The sequence below is a fragment of the Anabaena sp. FACHB-1391 genome (genome assembly GCF_014696755.1).
GTDB lineage: Bacteria > Cyanobacteriota > Cyanobacteriia > Cyanobacteriales > Nostocaceae > Dolichospermum > Dolichospermum planctonicum.
Genome location: NZ_JACJQS010000015.1, coordinates 1 through 17250 on the forward strand (window position 1 = coordinate 1; position 17250 = coordinate 17250).

The 17250-nt window shown below is 34.2% G+C and carries 15 protein-coding genes; 10 read left to right on the forward strand and 5 right to left on the reverse strand.

From position 1 onward, the window contains the following. On the forward strand, positions 1-1743 hold a 1743-nt coding region (locus H6F62_RS09190), incomplete at its 5' end, for an Eco57I restriction-modification methylase domain-containing protein (RefSeq protein WP_190371854.1). A 72-nt stretch (positions 1744-1815) separates the two neighbouring features. Here H6F62_RS09190 and H6F62_RS09195 read toward each other — a convergent pair. Together H6F62_RS09195 and H6F62_RS09200 are read right to left on the reverse strand one after the other, a co-directional pair. After that, entirely contained in the window at positions 1816-2163 is a 348-nt protein-coding gene (locus H6F62_RS09195; protein WP_190371855.1) for a type II toxin-antitoxin system RelE/ParE family toxin, read from the reverse strand. Further along, positions 2153-2395 carry a hypothetical protein gene (locus tag H6F62_RS09200; RefSeq protein WP_190371856.1) on the reverse strand — a complete coding sequence of 81 codons (243 nt, stop codon included), beginning with the start codon at positions 2393-2395 and terminating at the stop codon, positions 2153-2155. Before H6F62_RS09200 ends, H6F62_RS09195 begins: the two co-directional genes overlap by 11 nt. A 179-nt stretch (positions 2396-2574) precedes the next feature. Here H6F62_RS09200 and H6F62_RS09205 point away from each other — a divergent pair, with 179 nt between their 5' ends. The 5 genes from H6F62_RS09205 (at position 2575) to H6F62_RS09225 (ending at position 7751) form a co-directional block, all read left to right on the forward strand. Further along, the gene (locus tag H6F62_RS09205; protein ID WP_190371857.1) at positions 2575-2841 is read left to right on the forward strand and encodes a hypothetical protein; all 267 of its coding nucleotides are present in this window, start codon (positions 2575-2577) and stop codon (positions 2839-2841) included. 14 nt (positions 2842-2855) lie between these two features. Further along, the gene (locus H6F62_RS09210) at positions 2856-3386 is read left to right on the forward strand and encodes a PIN domain-containing protein (RefSeq protein WP_190371858.1); all 531 of its coding nucleotides are present in this window, start codon (positions 2856-2858) and stop codon (positions 3384-3386) included. Positions 3387-3631: 245 nt separating this feature from the next. Continuing rightward, on the forward strand, positions 3632-3859 hold the full coding sequence (locus H6F62_RS09215; protein WP_190371859.1) for an AbrB/MazE/SpoVT family DNA-binding domain-containing protein: 228 nt from the start codon (positions 3632-3634) through the stop codon (positions 3857-3859). Positions 3860-4004: 145 nt separating this feature from the next. Continuing rightward, on the forward strand, positions 4005-4295 hold the full coding sequence (locus tag H6F62_RS09220) for a nucleotidyltransferase family protein (protein ID WP_190371860.1): 291 nt from the start codon (positions 4005-4007) through the stop codon (positions 4293-4295). A 51-nt stretch (positions 4296-4346) separates the two neighbouring features. Next, on the forward strand, positions 4347-7751 hold the full coding sequence (locus H6F62_RS09225) for a helicase-related protein (protein WP_190371861.1): 3405 nt from the start codon (positions 4347-4349) through the stop codon (positions 7749-7751). Positions 7752-7881: 130 nt separating this feature from the next. Here H6F62_RS09225 and H6F62_RS09230 read toward each other — a convergent pair whose 3' ends face one another. Then, the gene (locus H6F62_RS09230; protein ID WP_190371862.1) at positions 7882-9018 is read right to left on the reverse strand and encodes a GTP-binding protein; all 1137 of its coding nucleotides are present in this window, start codon (positions 9016-9018) and stop codon (positions 7882-7884) included. An 84-nt stretch (positions 9019-9102) separates the two neighbouring features. Continuing rightward, a complete protein-coding gene (locus H6F62_RS09235) occupies positions 9103-9720 on the reverse strand; it encodes a Uma2 family endonuclease (protein WP_137907451.1) in 618 nt (205 codons plus the stop codon). A 206-nt stretch (positions 9721-9926) separates the two neighbouring features. On the opposite strand from H6F62_RS09235, the gene cysS reads away from it, so the two are divergent. Continuing rightward, positions 9927-11393 carry a cysteine--tRNA ligase gene (gene cysS, locus H6F62_RS09240; protein WP_190371863.1) on the forward strand — a complete coding sequence of 489 codons (1467 nt, stop codon included), beginning with the start codon at positions 9927-9929 and terminating at the stop codon, positions 11391-11393. A 94-nt stretch (positions 11394-11487) separates the two neighbouring features. Here cysS and mrdA read toward each other — a convergent pair whose 3' ends face one another. Next, on the reverse strand, positions 11488-13266 hold the full coding sequence (gene mrdA, locus H6F62_RS09245) for a penicillin-binding protein 2 (protein ID WP_190371864.1): 1779 nt from the start codon (positions 13264-13266) through the stop codon (positions 11488-11490). 89 nt (positions 13267-13355) lie between these two features. On the opposite strand from mrdA, the gene H6F62_RS09250 reads away from it, so the two are divergent. The 3 genes from H6F62_RS09250 to H6F62_RS09260 all read left to right on the forward strand — a co-directional run bounded on the left by H6F62_RS09250 (position 13356) and on the right by H6F62_RS09260 (position 16777). Continuing rightward, a complete protein-coding gene (locus H6F62_RS09250) occupies positions 13356-14495 on the forward strand; it encodes an ABC transporter ATP-binding protein (protein ID WP_190371865.1) in 1140 nt (379 codons plus the stop codon). 103 nt (positions 14496-14598) lie between these two features. Continuing rightward, on the forward strand, positions 14599-15681 hold the full coding sequence (locus tag H6F62_RS09255; protein ID WP_190371866.1) for a spermidine/putrescine ABC transporter substrate-binding protein: 1083 nt from the start codon (positions 14599-14601) through the stop codon (positions 15679-15681). 205 nt (positions 15682-15886) lie between these two features. Next, positions 15887-16777: an ABC transporter permease gene (locus H6F62_RS09260; protein WP_190371867.1), complete on the forward strand. Its 891-nt coding sequence runs from the start codon at positions 15887-15889 to the stop codon at positions 16775-16777. Positions 16778-17250: the final 473 nt, after the last annotated feature.

Below are 17250 nucleotides of genomic sequence, written 5' to 3' on the forward strand. Positions count from 1 at the left end.
GCTTTTATTATAGGAGAAGTTGAAGGAACTGATCAAGAAGATCGTTTAGGAAGATTAAAACGTAATATTAATGATGTTAACCGGGAATCTTTGGTTAAGTTAAATCAATTGTTATTAGATGAATTTGGGAATTTAAAGATTAAATATGAGGAAGTGCAGTTAAAGGGTAAACCTGTTAAACGGGTTTTAAATATTGCGGATATGGAGGCTTTAAAACCTTTTCATTGGGGTTATCATTTTGATCAAATTATTGCTAGGGGTGGTTTTGATATTATTTTGGGTAATCCTCCCTGGGAGATTTTTAAACCACAAGCTAAGGAGTTTTTTGCGGAATATAGTGATTTAGTAACTAAGAATAAGATGGATATTAAGACTTTTGAGAAGGAACAAAAGCAGTTATTAGCAAATCCTGAAATTGCTACTGCTTGGTTAAGGTATCAAAGTCAATATCCTCATGTGAGTTTATATTTTAGAAGTGCGGAACAATATCTTAATCAGATTTCTGTGGTTAATGGGAAGAAACAGGGAACTGATATTAATTTATATAAGTTGTTTGTGGAACAATGTGTTAATTTACTTTCTGAAAATGGTGAGTGTGGTTTGGTTATTCCTAGCGGTATTTATACTGATTTGGGTACTAAGCAATTACGGGAAATGTTGTTTTCCCAAACTAAGATCACTGGGTTATTCTGTTTTGAAAATAAAAAGGCTATTTTTGAAGGGGTACATAAAAGTTTTAAGTTTGTGGTTTTGACTTTTGAAAATGGTAATAAAACTTTATCATTTCCGGCTAGGTTTATGCATCATGATGTGGGAGAATTAAATAGTTTTCCTGATGATGATTGTATTCATATTTCTGTGGATTTAATTAAACGGTTATCTCCTGATTCTATTTCGGTTATGGAGTTTAAATCTGATTTAGATATTTTCATTGCGGAAAAAATGAGTTGCTTTCCGTTGTTGGGGGAGGAAATTCAGGATAAGTGGAATTTAAAGTTAACTCGTGAATTTGATAGAGGTAATGATAAGGACTTGTTTAAAATCGAATACAAGCAAGGTAGTATCCCTTTATTAGCAGGTAAGATGTTTAATCAATTTGAACTAACTAATGAAAAATCACCTTATTGGATAGATGAGAAAGAAGCAAGAAAATCACTTTTAAGTGATAATTTTGATGATAAAAAAACATTAGATTATCAAAAATACCGTTGGGTACATCGTAGAATTGCTAGTAATACGAATGAAAGAACATTAATAACTACTATTGTTTATCCTAATATTTTTTGCGACAATAATAGCACAACAATTAATTTAAAAAAATCAGAAATATCTACTCAAGAAATGCTATTTTTATGTGGAATATGTAATAGCTTTGTTTTAGATTGGATGTTGCGTCAAAAAGTGACAACTACCCTTAATATGTTCTACATTTATCAATTACCCGTACCCAGATTAACAGAAAAAGACCCATTTTTTCAAGAAATAGTAGAACGTGCAGCCAAACTAATCTGTACCACAGCAGAGTATGATGAATTAGCGAAAGAAGTAGGATTAACAAGTCATGAAAACGGAATTACAGACGAGAGAGAAAGGGGGAAAATCCGCGCGGAATTAGATGGAATAATTGCCCATTTATATGGATTAACAGAAACAGAATTTAGTCATATATTGAGTACCTTTCCCATAGTAGCAGAAGAAGTGAAAACAGCGGCTTTAAATGCTTATCGGGAAATGGTTAAATAACGTTAACGTAGGGGTAATTCATGAATTACCCCGACAATTTATAATAAAAACGGATTAAGATTAAAACTAAGATCATGCTTGAAACAGTTCCATAACTGACTTAATTTCATCCATTGTTACATCTGTTTGTTCCAGTTTAGAATAAATTAACAGTAAAAGGACATTTGTAGGTGATTCAATTTGATAAATAATTCGATAACCACTACTTTTCCCTTTTTGAATGTCACTGTTGCGAACTCTTACCTTCAAAACTGTATACCCTGTTCCTGCAATTTGATCACCTAAAAAATTACCACTTTGTAATTCTTCAATTATTGGTTGAATATCAGTACGAATATGGCGATATTTTTTTGACAAACTGCGTATTTTTTGTTGAAAATTATCGGTAAAATTAACGATAACTGGTGTTTCACTCAACATCAATACCTTCCCAAAGTTCTGAAATTGGATGAACTTTACCTGCTTTAGCTTCTTGTAATGAGGTTTTCAAACTTTCTAAAACAGCTTCTTTTGATTCATCATCTTCATCTAATTCATCTTCAATAAACAAAACAATTAATTTAACCCGACTTGGTTTATTAACTATCAGAGGATGATCTAAAGAAATGTTACCATTTTGATCAATCGTTGCCATTATTTCTTGCGCTATCATATTTACTCACCTGTAATTACTACAACTATTTTACTATATTATAGTAAACATTGATCAAGATCCCCAACTTCTGTTTTAATATTGTCAATCAATGATAAATTAATCATAGAAGACAGGGATATAAATATATAAATAATGTGTTATAATATCCCAATTAGCAAGCAACAGGAGTAAAAACCATGACTGTTAAAGAATTGATTTATGCAGAAATTGATAAATTACCAGAAGATCAACTTAATGAAGTTTATCAATTACTTCAAGAATTTATCAATAGAAATGACACTAATAAAAAAGAAGTTGTATCTATTAATCGCAGTTTTTTAGATCAGCAATATCAAATTATATCACAAAAAGTTACTCAACAATTTGATAGTGAATGGTTAAAAACACTAAAAACAGAAGATGATTTATTACAAGCAGCTATTGAATTAACTAAACATGAATAATACATGAATAATACATGAATAATATTTTACGTCTCTGTCTGGATCTAAATATTTGGTGTGCTGCATTGTTAGCTGACGCTAAAGGTAGAAAAGGTACAGCTTGTCAAAGTTTAGTGGAAATTGTGCGTGATCGTAATTGTAATTTGGGTAAGGTTGAATTAGTAATCTCTTGGGGAATGTTAAATCGTTTACAGCAGGTATTACAAACTCAACCCAAATTACAAGTTTTACCAGAGGATGCTATTTTATATATTAATATTATTCTTAATTATGCTCAACTTAATCCTCAATTAACATTAGGAGGAACAGGAATTATTCCTATATCAGATGGAGAAGATCAGCACGTTTTAGAAACAGCTTTAGCAGGTAGAACAACAATATTAGTTACAGCAAACTTTCAAGATTTTTTAGCCAAAGATGTTGAGATTATTTTACCAGAAAGACATGGTATTTATAGATCACCATCTCATAATTTTCAAATAGTTCATCCTTACTTAATGATGAATTGGCTTAATGAAGGTAATATTCCTATATTAGATCCCTAACTTATATTTTAATTGTGTCAATCAATGATAAATTGTATAGTAAATGCTTATCAGGAAATGGTTAAATAACCTCAACCTAGGGGTAATTCATGAATTACCCCGACAATTCATAAATAAAAACAAATATCTGTTACTGGTTTTTTTAATTGTGTCAATCAATGATAAATTCTATAGTGCCTCAGACTGCGTAAATCCTGTTAAAATAAAATAGTAACTACACTCGTAACTACATCCTAGAAATAATCATGATAGAAACTTTAAAATTACGCAAAATTGGTAATTCAGTCGGGGTAACATTTTCTAAAGAATTTTTAGAAAAACTCAATCTTTCCGAAGGAGATACCGTATTTGTAACAGAAACCGAACATGAACTTCAACTCAGTGCTTATAACCCAGAATTTGAGAAAGCAATGACAATTTACCGCGAAGGTAGCCAAAAATTTTGTCATGCACTCAAGGAATTGGCTAAGTGAATGAACCAAATTGGCTCACAGAAGAGTGTGTATCAAGTAAGATGATTGTAAACATTCCCAATCTTCTAAAGCTACAGGTTCGGTAGGATCATCATAATGGATCACTAAATTTTGACAAATAAAAAATGTTTAAGGAGTTAAAAAAATGAAACGAGAAAAAATAATCACTTTTTTAAAAGATCATGCGACGGAGATTAGAGGTTATGGTGTAAAATCTTTGGGGTTATTTGGTTCGGTAGCGAGAGATGAAGCGACAGCTAAAAGTGATGTTGATTTATTAGTTGAATTTGAAGGAAAAGTGACATTTGACTGCTATATGGATTTAAAATTTTTTCTGGAGGATAGTTTAGGCTGTTCAGTAGATGTAGTTAGCAAGAAGATGTTAAAGCCTCAAATTAGAAATGTGGTGGAAACAGAGGTTATCTATGTCTCGTAGTCTTAGATTGTATTTTGAGGACATTTTAAATATTGGTAATTAATAAAAACTATGCCACACATTTTTGATAATATCAACGAAAAACTACTACCCCAACTCAAAGAAAGCCTCAAAGATGCCCATAGGGCAGATTTTTGTGTAGGTTATTTCAACTTACGAGGATGGAAATTAATCCAGGAAGAAATAGAACAATTTACCGGAGGAGAAAATAACTGTTGTCGCTTATTAATTGGAATGCAGAAATTACCCAAAGACGAACTTAACCAAATGTTAGGTTTAGGAATATCTCCTAAACCCATATCCCAGGGTGACGCAATTAACCTGAGAAAACGCATAGTCCAGGAATTTAGTCAACAATTAATGATCGGAAAACCAAATAATGATGATGAATTGGGTTTAAAAAGACTGAAATCACAATTAAACTCTAAAAAAGTAATAGTTAAATTATATTTACGTCATCCTCTTCATGCTAAACTTTATTTAATGCCTCAAAGCCATCATAATTTAAAAGCGATCGCTTTTTTAGGAAGTAGTAATTTAACTTTTTCTGGTTTATCAACCCAAGGAGAATTAAATGTTGATATCCTAGATAATGATGCAACTAATAAATTACAAACCTGGTTTAATGAACGTTGGGAAGACAGATTTTGTATAGATATTTCTGATGAATTGGCAGAAATTATAGATGAAAGTTGGGCAACGGAAAAGTTAATTTCTCCCTATTATGTTTATCTGAAAATGGCCTATCATCTCTCTCAAGAAGCGCGAGATGGTTTAAGTCAATATACTATACCTTATGATTTTCAATTATTCCCCTTTCAAGCAGCAGCAGTACAAATTGCTGCCCATTATGTTAACCGTCGTGGTGGTGTTTTGATTGGTGATGTGGTAGGATTAGGAAAAACCTTAGTCGGAACTGCGATAGCGAAAATTATTGAAGAGGAACTTGGAATTAGTACCTTGATTATTTGTCCAAAAAATCTCGTTTCCATGTGGGAAAATTATAGGAGACAATATAGATTAACAGGTACAGTAGTTTCTATTAGTCAAGTCACTAAAATACTAAATAATGATTTTCATAATTATCGTTTAATATTAATAGATGAAAGTCATAATTTAAGAAATAGAGAAGGACAACGTTACGCAGCTATTAAAGAATATATAGAAAAAAACGGAAGTCGTTGTATTTTACTTTCCGCAACTCCCTATAATAAAAGCTATTTTGACTTATCTGCACAGTTACGGTTATTCGTTCCCGAAGATAAAGATTTAGGTATTAAACCAGAAAATTTAATCAATGAATTAGGTGAAAAAAGAGACTTTCAACGTAAATTTCCCCAAACTAATATTAGCACTTTAGCAGCATTTGAAAAAAGCGAATATTTTGAAGATTGGCAATTATTAATGAATCGTTATATGATTAGAAGAACCCGCAGTTTCATTAAAAATAATTATGCTGATACAGACCCTATAAATGAACGTAAATATTTACAATTTCCTAATGGTACTCGTTCTTATTTTCCTACCCGTATCCCGAAAACTGCTAAATTTACGATTAATAATGATGATAACTATGGAAAATTATACTCTGGTGAGGTAGTAGAAATTATTAATTCTTTATCATTACCCCGTTATGGTTTAGGAAATTACACTTTAGATAAATATAAACAACCACCCACAGCAGCACAACAACAGATATTAAATAGTTTATCCCGTGGTGGTAGAAGGTTAATGGGTTTTTGTCGCACGAATTTGTTTAAAAGATTAGAAAGTAGTGGTAATGCTTTTTTAGAATCTTTAGAACGTCATATTTTACGGAATTATGTATATCTTCATGCTTTAGAAAATAAATTAGATATTCCTATTGGTACACAAGATGCAGAGTTTTTAGATACTACCAATAATGATGAAGATGCTGATAATATTAATTCTACCAATTTAGATTTTGAAATAGCTGATGATGATCATGCAGAAAATGATGATCATAATGATGAGGTGAATTTTGCCAGTTTAACAAGTAAAGAAGCAGAATATAAACGTCAAGCAAAGGCTATTTATGAACTGTATCAAAATAAGTACCAAAAACGGTTTAAATGGTTAGATTCTCGATTGTTCAAATCTGAATTAAAAAAACATCTCCGGGAAGATGCTTTATCATTATTGAAGTTATTACATAATTGTGGAGAATGGAATTATCAAGAAGATCAAAAATTACAAACTTTGCAAAAATTAATCACGGAAACTCATGAAAATGAGAAGATATTGATATTTACCCAATTTGCAGATACAGCGCGTTATTTACAGGAGTGTTTAGAAAAAACCAATATCACTCAAACCGCATTAGTGACAGGAAAAATAAATGATCCCACAGCATTAGCTTATCGTTTTAGTCCAGAAAGTAATAAACAAAATATTCCCCAGGAACAACAAATTAGAATTTTAATTGCTACCGATGTTTTAAGTGAAGGTCAAAATTTACAGGATTGTCGGATAATTATTAATTATGACCTACCTTGGGCAATTATTCGCTTAATTCAAAGAATTGGTAGAGTAGATAGAATTGGCCAAAAAGCCTCAGAAATTCTCTGTTATTCGTTTTTACCTGCGGAGGGAGTAGAGGAATTAATTAATTTACGAGGGAGATTAAGTGAAAGATTACAACAAAATGCGAATGTGGTGGGAACAGATGAAGCATTTTTTGAAGATAGTCTTTCTGATCAGGAAATACTTGATCTTTATCATGAGAAATCGGGTATCTTTGATAAAGAGGATGATGGAGAAGTTGATTTAACATCGGAAGCTTTTCAAATTTGGAAAAATGCTATAGATGCTGATCCTAGTTTAGAACAAATTATCAAAAGTCTTCCTAATGTTATTTATTCTACCCGCGAATATGAAGGTACAAATTTAGATCCTCAAGGGGTATTAATGTATTTGCGAACTGCTGAAGGTACGGATGCTTTAGCGTGGATAAATAAGGAAGGTAAAAGCGTTACTCAATCGCAAATGAGAATATTAAGAGTTGCTAGATGTAACTGGGATACACCCCCCTTAAAAAGACATCCCCAACACCATGAAATTGTCTCTCAAGGGGCTGATTTAATCTTAGAACAGCAAAACTCAACGGGAGGACAATTGGGAAGTCCTAAAAGTGCAAGATATCGCACCTATTATAAATTAGATGCTTATATTAAAAGAACGGAAACACCCTTATTTCCATTAGGAGAAGATTGGCAAAATTTGAAAAAAGCTGTTGAGGAAATCTATCTTTATCCTTTAAAAGAAACCACAGTGATTAAAATTAATCGTCAGTTGAAAAGTGGAATTACAGATGAACAATTAGCGGCAATGATTGTCTCTTTACGTGATAATAATTCTTTGTGTATTATTCATCCTGAAGATGTACAGCAGGAAGCGCGGATTATTTGTTCATTAGGTTTATTTTCAGGATGTTAAATGATAATTTCTGGGATAATTTCTGGTTTTTTAATTGGGATTAAATTGGGATTAAATTGGGATTAAATTGGGATTAAATTTGTTGGGTTACGCTGTTGCTTAACCCAACCTACAAAATATTTCCTAATGATTACTTTCCAAATCCTTTACCTTTGCTGGTAGAAGGAAAACAAATACAATTTTCTAGTTGCTGGAGTAAGGTTTCACTATCTAGATTTTGACCAATTAGCACTAACTGATTTTGCTTTTTATTTTCATTCTTCCATTGATCATCATCAATAGTAAAGCGTTTACCACAAAGATGGAAAATATGACGTTGAGGACTTTCTTCAAACCACATAATACCTTTAGCACGGAAGACATTTGTAGGTAATTGATTATCTAGGAAATATTGAAATTTTCTAATAGCAAAGGGTTTATCACTTTGGAAGGAAATAGAGGTAAAACCGTCATTTTCTAAATGGTTAGAATGATCATGATGTTCATGATCATGATGTTCATGTCCACAGGTAGAATGATCATGATCATCGTGATGTTCGTGACCACAATTAGAATGATCATGATGATCATGATGATCATGATGATCATGATGTTCTTCTGTGTGGGAATCAAAGTATTTATCAGATTCAAACAAACCAACACTGAGAATTAAAGGAAGTGGAACTTGAGATTTTGTAGTCCGAATAATCCGCGCTCCTTCCTTAATATTATTGATTTTTTTCTCCAATTCCTGTAGAGTGGTTTCATCAACTAAATCTGTCTTATTGAGAATAATGACATCACCATAAGTAATTTGACTTAAAGCAGCTTCAGAATTGAATAAATCTAAGCTATAATTAGCGGCATCAACTACAGTAATGATAGAATCTAATCGGGTTAGATCTCGTAATTCTGCACCCAGAAATGTCATAGCTACTGGTAAAGGATCAGCTAAACCAGTGGTTTCGACAACTAGATAATCTAGCTTTTCTTCCCGTTCTAAAACCTTGTAAACAGCATCAACTAAGTCATTATTAATGGTACAACAAATGCAGCCATTACTCAATTCCACCATGTTTTCATCAGTGGAAATAATTAATTCATTATCAATACCAATTTCCCCAAATTCATTGACTAAAACAGCAGTTTTCACACCTTGCTGATTTGTGAGAATATGGTTAAGTAAAGTAGTCTTACCGCTACCGAGAAATCCGGTAATAATGGTTACTGGTAAACCTTTTTTAGTAAGTTCCATTGCGTGAGAGTCGGAATTAACTATTGTTTGCATGGTCAGAAAGTAGGATTTTGGTGTGTTTTTAATGTGTTTTTAATTTTATCTTGATTTTGGCGATTCTGCATGACGATAACATATTTACATACCAGCTTGAAAAATTTGGTTAGCAGTTAAGGTTAATTCGGGGAAAGTACGTGAAACTATAGTTTGATTTTCTCTAAATTGACTCACTTGATATTCCCCATTAATTAAATCATAGATAGAAATAGTTGGTTGTTTAGGATTTCCGATATAGGGAGTTCCTCCTAATGCTAAATAATCAACAATCCAATATTCAGGAATACCAATTTCTTCATAATCTTTGACTTTTGTTAAATAATCAACACGCCAATTTGTACTCACAACTTCAATCACTAAGGGAATTGATGCACCTTGGATAAGGGTAGATTCTTTTTCCCATAATGGTTCATTGATTAAATTATTGGGATTTACAAGTAAAACATCTGGTGAGTAAGCAGACTGATTTTCAGGTGGTTTAACTACAACAGTTTTTGCTATACCATAGGGTAAGTCTAAACGTGTAGATTCTGAGTTTATTTTTCTATTCAAAAAAATGATAATCCCTTCATGCTTGCCTGATGGTTGATTCATTTCAATAATTACTCCATGATGTAATTCATAATACTTTCCTTCTGGTTTCCATTCCACAAATTCCTCAAAAGTGACTGATTTAGTTTTGGGTAATGCTTGAATCATACTTTACCTCCAGTTGTTGACAAGATTAGCAAGTATTACTAATAATAGTTAATAGTTAATAGTTAGTTATTAGCTACTAAGACCTTCAACTATAACAAAATTTATCCATAAACTTACTCCATGCAGCTTGATCTTAATCTGGGATGACACCATTGTCATCAACTTGCGTTATCATTATTAATCGTCAGATGCCTTATTCCTCTATTATGACCCTATCTATTTACAATACTCTCACCCGTCGTCAAGAGCAATTTACCACCGTCGAACCTGGAAAAGTGAAAATGTATTGCTGCGGTGTGACAGTTTATGATTACTGCCATTTGGGTCATGCTAGAACGTCTATTATCTGGGATATAGTACGTTCATACCTGAAGTTTATCGGCTATGATGTGTATTACATCCAAAATTTTACGGATATTGATGATAAAATTCTCAAACGGGCTAGAGAAGAAAATTCCTCCATGGAAATCGTCGCAGAACGCTACATTCAGGCATATTTTGAGGATATGTCGCGGTTAGGAATTAAAGAAGCTGACGAATATCCCCGCGCTACACATACAATGAATGGGATTGTGCGATTAATTCACGATTTAGAACATAAAGGTTTTGCTTATCCCGCTGACGGTGATGTCTATTATGCGGTACAGAATTTTAGCGAATATGGCAAACTTTCAGGACGCAAATTAGAGGATATGCAAGCGGGTGCTAGTGAACGGGTAAATATCGAAGACGCGGAATATCAAAAGAAGAAATACCCCTTTGATTTTGCCCTGTGGAAGGCTGCAAAAACCGGTGAACCTGCGTGGGAGTCTCCCTGGGGAAAAGGCCGCCCAGGATGGCATATAGAATGTTCTGCCATGGTGCGCGATCGCTTGGGTGATACAATAGATATTCATGCTGGTGGTGCTGATTTAATTTTCCCCCATCATGAAAACGAAATTGCTCAATCAGAAGCTGTGACTGGCAAACCTTTAGCCAATTATTGGTTACACAATGGTATGGTCAAGGTGGACGGTGAAAAAATGTCCAAATCCTTGGGTAATTTTATCACAATTCGGCAATTATTAGATCGTGGCATAGATCCAATGGCGGTAAGATTATTTGTCTTAATGGCACAATACCGCAAACCCATAGATTTTACCGATGATGGCATATTAGCAGCAACCAATGGCTGGCATACGCTCAAAGAAGGTTTACTTTTCGGTTATCAACATGGTAAAAAATTAGAGTGGGATGAATCTAACCTGATCCAAAATCTGAAATCTCAAATCCAAAATGCGGAGGTTGAGAGATTTAAAGCAGCAGTGAATGATGATTTTAATTTCCCTGGTGGTTTAGCAATAGTTTTTGAATTAGCCAAAGAACTAAATCGGGAAGGAAATATTATTATACATCAAGGAAAAACAGAAACACCTGCCAATGAATTACTGCAAAAATGGCAAACTCTAATTAGATTAGCAGATGTTTTAGGTTTAACCGCCCAAGCAGAAGTAGAAAATCCCGTTAATCATGGTATAAATGATGTTGATATTGAGGAGTTAATTCAAAAAAGACAGGTAGCAAGAAAAGCCAAAAACTTTGCAGAATCTGATCAAATTCGTGAGCAACTATTAAGAAAAGGCGTTACCTTAATAGATAGCAAAGAAGGAACACGCTGGCATAGAGGGGTTTAAACTGGTAAATTTAAACTGGTAAATTTAAACTGGTAAATTTTAATTTCCTTTGTAATTCCCAAAAACTATGGTTTTCAAAGTAAAGGTGGTTTACCTACTTGCGAGCAAAATGTTTTTCCATTACTGCTAAAATCATAGGTGCTGCTACACTACCACCACCACCACCGGAATGTTCAGCAAAAGCCACCACTAAAATTTCTGGTTTATCAGCGGGTGCATAAGCCCCAAACCAAGCGTGATTTTCTTTAACTCCTCGTCTCCAAGCTTCCGCAGTTCCACTTTTACCCGCTACTGGGGGAAGAGTCGGAGTATTTAATACCTTACCTGTGCCTTCGCTAACTACTTTCCGTAATCCCGCACGCAAAACCTTGACGGTTGTGGGTTTGAGATTTAATGATTCTCTCCAACTTTTAGCTTCTTCATGATCTTTGAGTAAATGGGGTTGGACACGATAACCACCATTAGCAGGTACAGCAAACATGACAGCGACTTGTAAAGGTGTAGTTTGTAAAGCCCCTTGGCCAATGGACATATTTATAGTATCACCCACAGTCCAATCTCTTTTCCATACCTTCTGTTTCCAATTCTCATCGGGAACTAAACCTTTAGCTTCCTCTGTAGTAAATTCAAAACCAGTTTTTTGACCAAATCCATATTTACGAGTCCATGAAATCAATGTCGGTCCGCCAACCCGCTTCCCAATTTGATAAAAGAAGGTATCACTACTCCACTGTAGCGCTCCCACAAAACCCAATGGTCCAAAACCAGCATGATTCCATTCACCAAATCTAGTCCCACCAATAGTTAAAGAACCATAGGTTTGTAATACTGTATCTGGAGAAAATTGTCCCGATTCTAGCGCCGCTGTGGTGGTGACAATTTTAAAGGTACTAGCGGGAGGAAAGGCGCTAATAGCACGATTAACTAAAGGATGTTCCGAACCTTGGAGACTTTCCCAATCTTTTTGGGAAAGTTTTTGTTTAGAAAAAATATTCGGGTCAAAACCGGGATGAGACACCATTGCTAATATAGCACCATTTTTAGGGTCAATTGCTACTATTGCCCCATTTCGATTACCTAAAGCCTTTTCTGCGGCTATTTGCGTCTCTAAATCTATGGTCAAATGTAGATCATTACCAGATTTTGCTTGTTTAGTTCCCAATACTCGGAGGGGTCTACCGCTACCATCTACTTCTATTTGCTGACCTCCCCACTCACCTCTTAACAATTTTTCATAAGCCTTTTCTATACCCATTTGACCCATGACATCACCCAATCGGTAGCCTTGGGCTTTCTTCTTTTCCAACTGTTCCGCCGTAATTTCCCTGGTGTATCCAAGTACATGAGCTAACTCCTTACCATAGGGATAATAACGAACAGCTTCTGTATTTATTTCCACACCTGGGAGTTCATTTTCATACTCTCTTAATGCTGTAACTTGGGCTTCATTTAAGTTGCGAGCAATACGAATCAGTGAAGAGGGATTAACAGCAGATTCTTGAAGAGTTTTCTCAATCTCTGCTTGGGGAATTTCCAGAATTTGCGCTAGACGTGGACCGACGACAGACCAGGAGGATTTTTTATGTGCCATAGGCCATAAATATACAGACCGAGGATAACGAGTGCTGGCTAATAATTTGCCATTTCTGTCAAAAATATTACCCCTTTCTGGTTGTTTAGGAATAATCCGCACCCGGTTAGATTCTGCGCGTTGACGATGTTTCCCTCCTTGTACAATTTGTAAATAGACCAATCGAGCGCCAATACCAGATAACATTAATAATGTGAATAAAATTATAAATGTAGATTGGACACCACGTCCAACTGTGCGCGTATTTTTTTGACTACTAAGCAATGGTGGTAAAATAGCCATAGGACCAAAAGAAATTTTGGGTTAAACAGGGAAAAATTAACAATTGACAATCATATTAAATATGAGATTAGGACATTGGACTGGATATTATGGCTGAAACTGCGATCAAAAATCAAAGGGATTTAAAATCCTCACAGACACTTGATGTTGAATTATGCAACGTATTTAAGTTTTTTAACCAAGAACCCGCAGTACAGGGTGTAGATTTGAATGTTAAAAAAGGAGAGTTTTTTAGTATTTTAGGTCCATCTGGTTGTGGAAAGACAACTACACTGCGCTTAATTGCTGGATTTGAAAGAATTGATGCTGGTAAACTATTGATTCAGGGTCAATTAATGACCGATATTCCTCCTTATCAACGACCTGTGAATACAGTATTTCAAAGTTATGCTTTATTTAATCATTTAAATGTGTGGGAAAATATTGCTTTTGGACTGCGATTAAAAAAAGTATCCAAATCAGAAATTAATAGTCGCGTCACGGAAGCTTTAAAACTTGTAAAAATGGAAAGCTTGCGATCGCGTGTTCCTCATCAACTCTCCGGTGGTCAACAACAACGGGTAGCATTAGCAAGGGCTTTAGTTAATCGTCCCGCAGTGGTCCTATTAGATGAACCCTTGGGAGCATTAGACTTAAAACTTCGTAAACAGATGCAGGTTGAACTATCCAATCTTCACCAAGAGTTAGGATTAACCTTTATCATGGTGACACATGATCAAGAAGAGGCGCTATCTCTATCTAACCGTATTGCCGTGATGAATCAAGGCAGAATAGAACAAATTGGTACTCCCAGTCAAATTTACGAAAGTCCCCAAACAGTTTTTGTAGCTGATTTCATCGGTGATACTAATTTATTTAGTGGTAAAATTGCCGAAATAGACGCAGAATGTGTGAAAATTACCACTAAAACCGGATTAACGATGATTGTGAATCGCTGCGAACAAACACCCCTGGAAAAATCCCAAAATGTAGTAGTTAGCGTCCGTCCCGAAAAAATCCAACTTTCCCTATATCCACCCAATATACCCATAAACTGCTTTGCGGGAAGGTTAATTAATGTCATGTATTCAGGTACTCATGTTAATTATACCATAGAATTAATCAACGGTATGAACATTAATGTTTTACAACGGAATACATTCACTAACTTACTAGAAAGGAATACAACCATTTATACTTGGTGGGAAAAAGCTGACTGTTTAGCTATTAGTGAAAATAACAAACTTTAATTTGAGCCGCAGAAATAGGAATCATCCATATTTATCTGTGGTCAATTATTCCTAGCATAGCATAATATCTTATGAATCAATTATCAACACTCAATTTCCCCCAATGATTAACAGACGTAAACTTCTCAAAAAAATCGCAGTTTTTTCCACCTTATCTTTAGGTAGTTGTGGTTGGAGACTAGCCAATGTAGGCTCAAAAGATATTAACCCTAATCAAAGTGATAAACTATATATTTACACATGGACACAATATACAGATAAAGAATTACTAACAACCTTTACCAGACAAACAGGGATGAAAGTAATAGCAGATGTATATGAATCGAATGATGTCATGTTAGCGAAATTGCAAGCTGGGGGAAGTGGTACTTATAGTATTATCTATCCATCAGATTTTATGGTACAGAAAATGGCAGAAAAAGGATTATTAGCAGAAATAGATCATCAGCGATTAATCGGACTAGATAACTTATTTCCACAATTTAATAATCCCATTTATGACCCCAAAAACCGTTATAGTATTCCCTTTAATTGGGGAACAACAGGGTTATTATACAACTCGGAAAAACTCTCAAATCCTCCCGAAGATTGGGAATATCTGTGGCAAAATCGAGATAAATTAAATAAACGGATTACCTTACTCAACGATGTCCGGGAAGTGATAGGTGCAAGCTTGAGAATGTTAGGATACTCCTATAATTCACAAAATGAAAATGAAATAAAACAAGCATATCAAAAATTAAAATTACTCAAACCTGCCATTGCTGCTTTTGATACAGATGCTTGGCAAAATAAAATCCTAGCGGGAGACTTATTAATTGCGATGTGTTATTCTGCGGACGCGGTGAGAATTTCTAAAGAAAACCCCAAACTAAAATTTGTCATTCCGCGTAGTGGTTCTTCATTATGGACAGATACCATTGTCATTCCTAAATCCAACCCTAATCTAGCTGGTGCTTATGCTTGGATCAACTTAATTTTACAACCAGACATAGCCGCCAAAATTGCCCAAAGATTATATATTTCTACCCCTAATAGAGCAGCATTTGAGCAATTACCACAGAAAATTCAACAGAACAGCAATTTATTTCCTCCCGAATCAATTTTAGCAAAATGTGAACGGATTACCCCCTTGGAAAAATTTGAAGAAATCTATGATAGATATTGGACACAATTACTAACATAACTAACATAAAAAAATTAATGATAAAGTCAAACATCATCTCCTTACCTCTTACCTCTGTGTTCTCTGTGCCTCTGTGGTTAGATTTATCGGTCAGTTACAGCACAAAACCAAAATACAGAGAAATGGCAATTTTAAATATTAAATATTAAATATATAACCCTTGTGGGGTAATCCTCATCCAAAATCACCAAATCCTCATACTCAAATGGAATCTACTAACAACCTGAAAAAAACAGACAAATTGCAAACAGCCTGGAAAAATTGGCTACCTCCCTTGACATTACTAGCACCATCTGGTATTTGGTTATTAATATTATTACTTTTGCCAACATTAATCATTTTTGAGTTAAGCTTAGTCCCAGATATTCGTCCGGGTGATTTAGTAAATCCCAGTGGTATTAGTAATTATATTCACATTTTTGCACCGATTTATTTAAAGGTGATATTCAACTCACTTTTTTTTGCCTTTGGTACTACTATTATCACCTTAATGCTAGGTTTTCCCGTTGCTTATTGGATTGCTGTAATAGTACCACATCGCTGGCAGAATTTGTTAGTATTAGCTTTTGTATTACCTTTATGGACTTCTTCTTTATTACGTTCTTACGCATGGATTACTATTTTGCGTCCCAGCGGATTATTAAATAGTTTGTTAACCAGTATTGGTTTACCAATTTTAGATATTCTCAATAGTAATTTAGCCGTACTAATTGGTATGAGTTACAGCCTATTACCCTACATGGTATTAATTTTGTATGCTTCCTTAGAAAAATTAGATAAAAGACTATTAGAAGCTGCTGCTGATTTAGGTGCAAATTCCATCCAAACTTTTTTAAAAGTGACCGTACCTCAAGTTTTACCGGGTATTGCGGCTGGTTCATTGCTAGTTTTTATTACTGCATTAGGGGATTTTATTGACCCCGAATTATTAGGAGGTGCTTCCAGCATGACAGCGGCCAGATTAGTTTATAATCAGTTTCTTGGTGCTACTCAAAATTGGGGTTTTGGTTCAGCTTTAAGTATGACATTGATTTTGATAGTGAGTATATCAATTTCCCTTGTCATTAAATTTGGTGAAGCAACACCTAAAAAATAACAGCAATTACAATTAAACTATTAAGTAGGTTGGCGTTAAAAATTGTCGTTATGACAAGGGAACTCTTAACTGGGGACAGGGAACAGGGAACAGGGAACAGGTTTTGGGCAACTTTACTTTTCGTTACTTATGTCGGTTTTTTTGCGTTACCCTACTTACTGATGTTTATGAAGATGTCTCTCTTATCAAAACTCTTAACCTATATATAAAACTCCTATTTGATTTTTATTTGATTTTTATTTGATTTTTATTTGATTTTTATTTGATTTTTATTTGATTTTTATTTAATTTTTAAAAGTCGGGGATTTTGTTGTTCAAAAATTAGTGTCGGACTTTGAATTTATTTGAATTTAATTGTTGAATAATTAAGTTTTATGTATGATTTGGTTTTATTTTATTAAGGTGTTATAATAGGGGAATCTACCATAATAAACTTCAAAGATAGCCTGAAAAATCATCTAATCTCACATCTA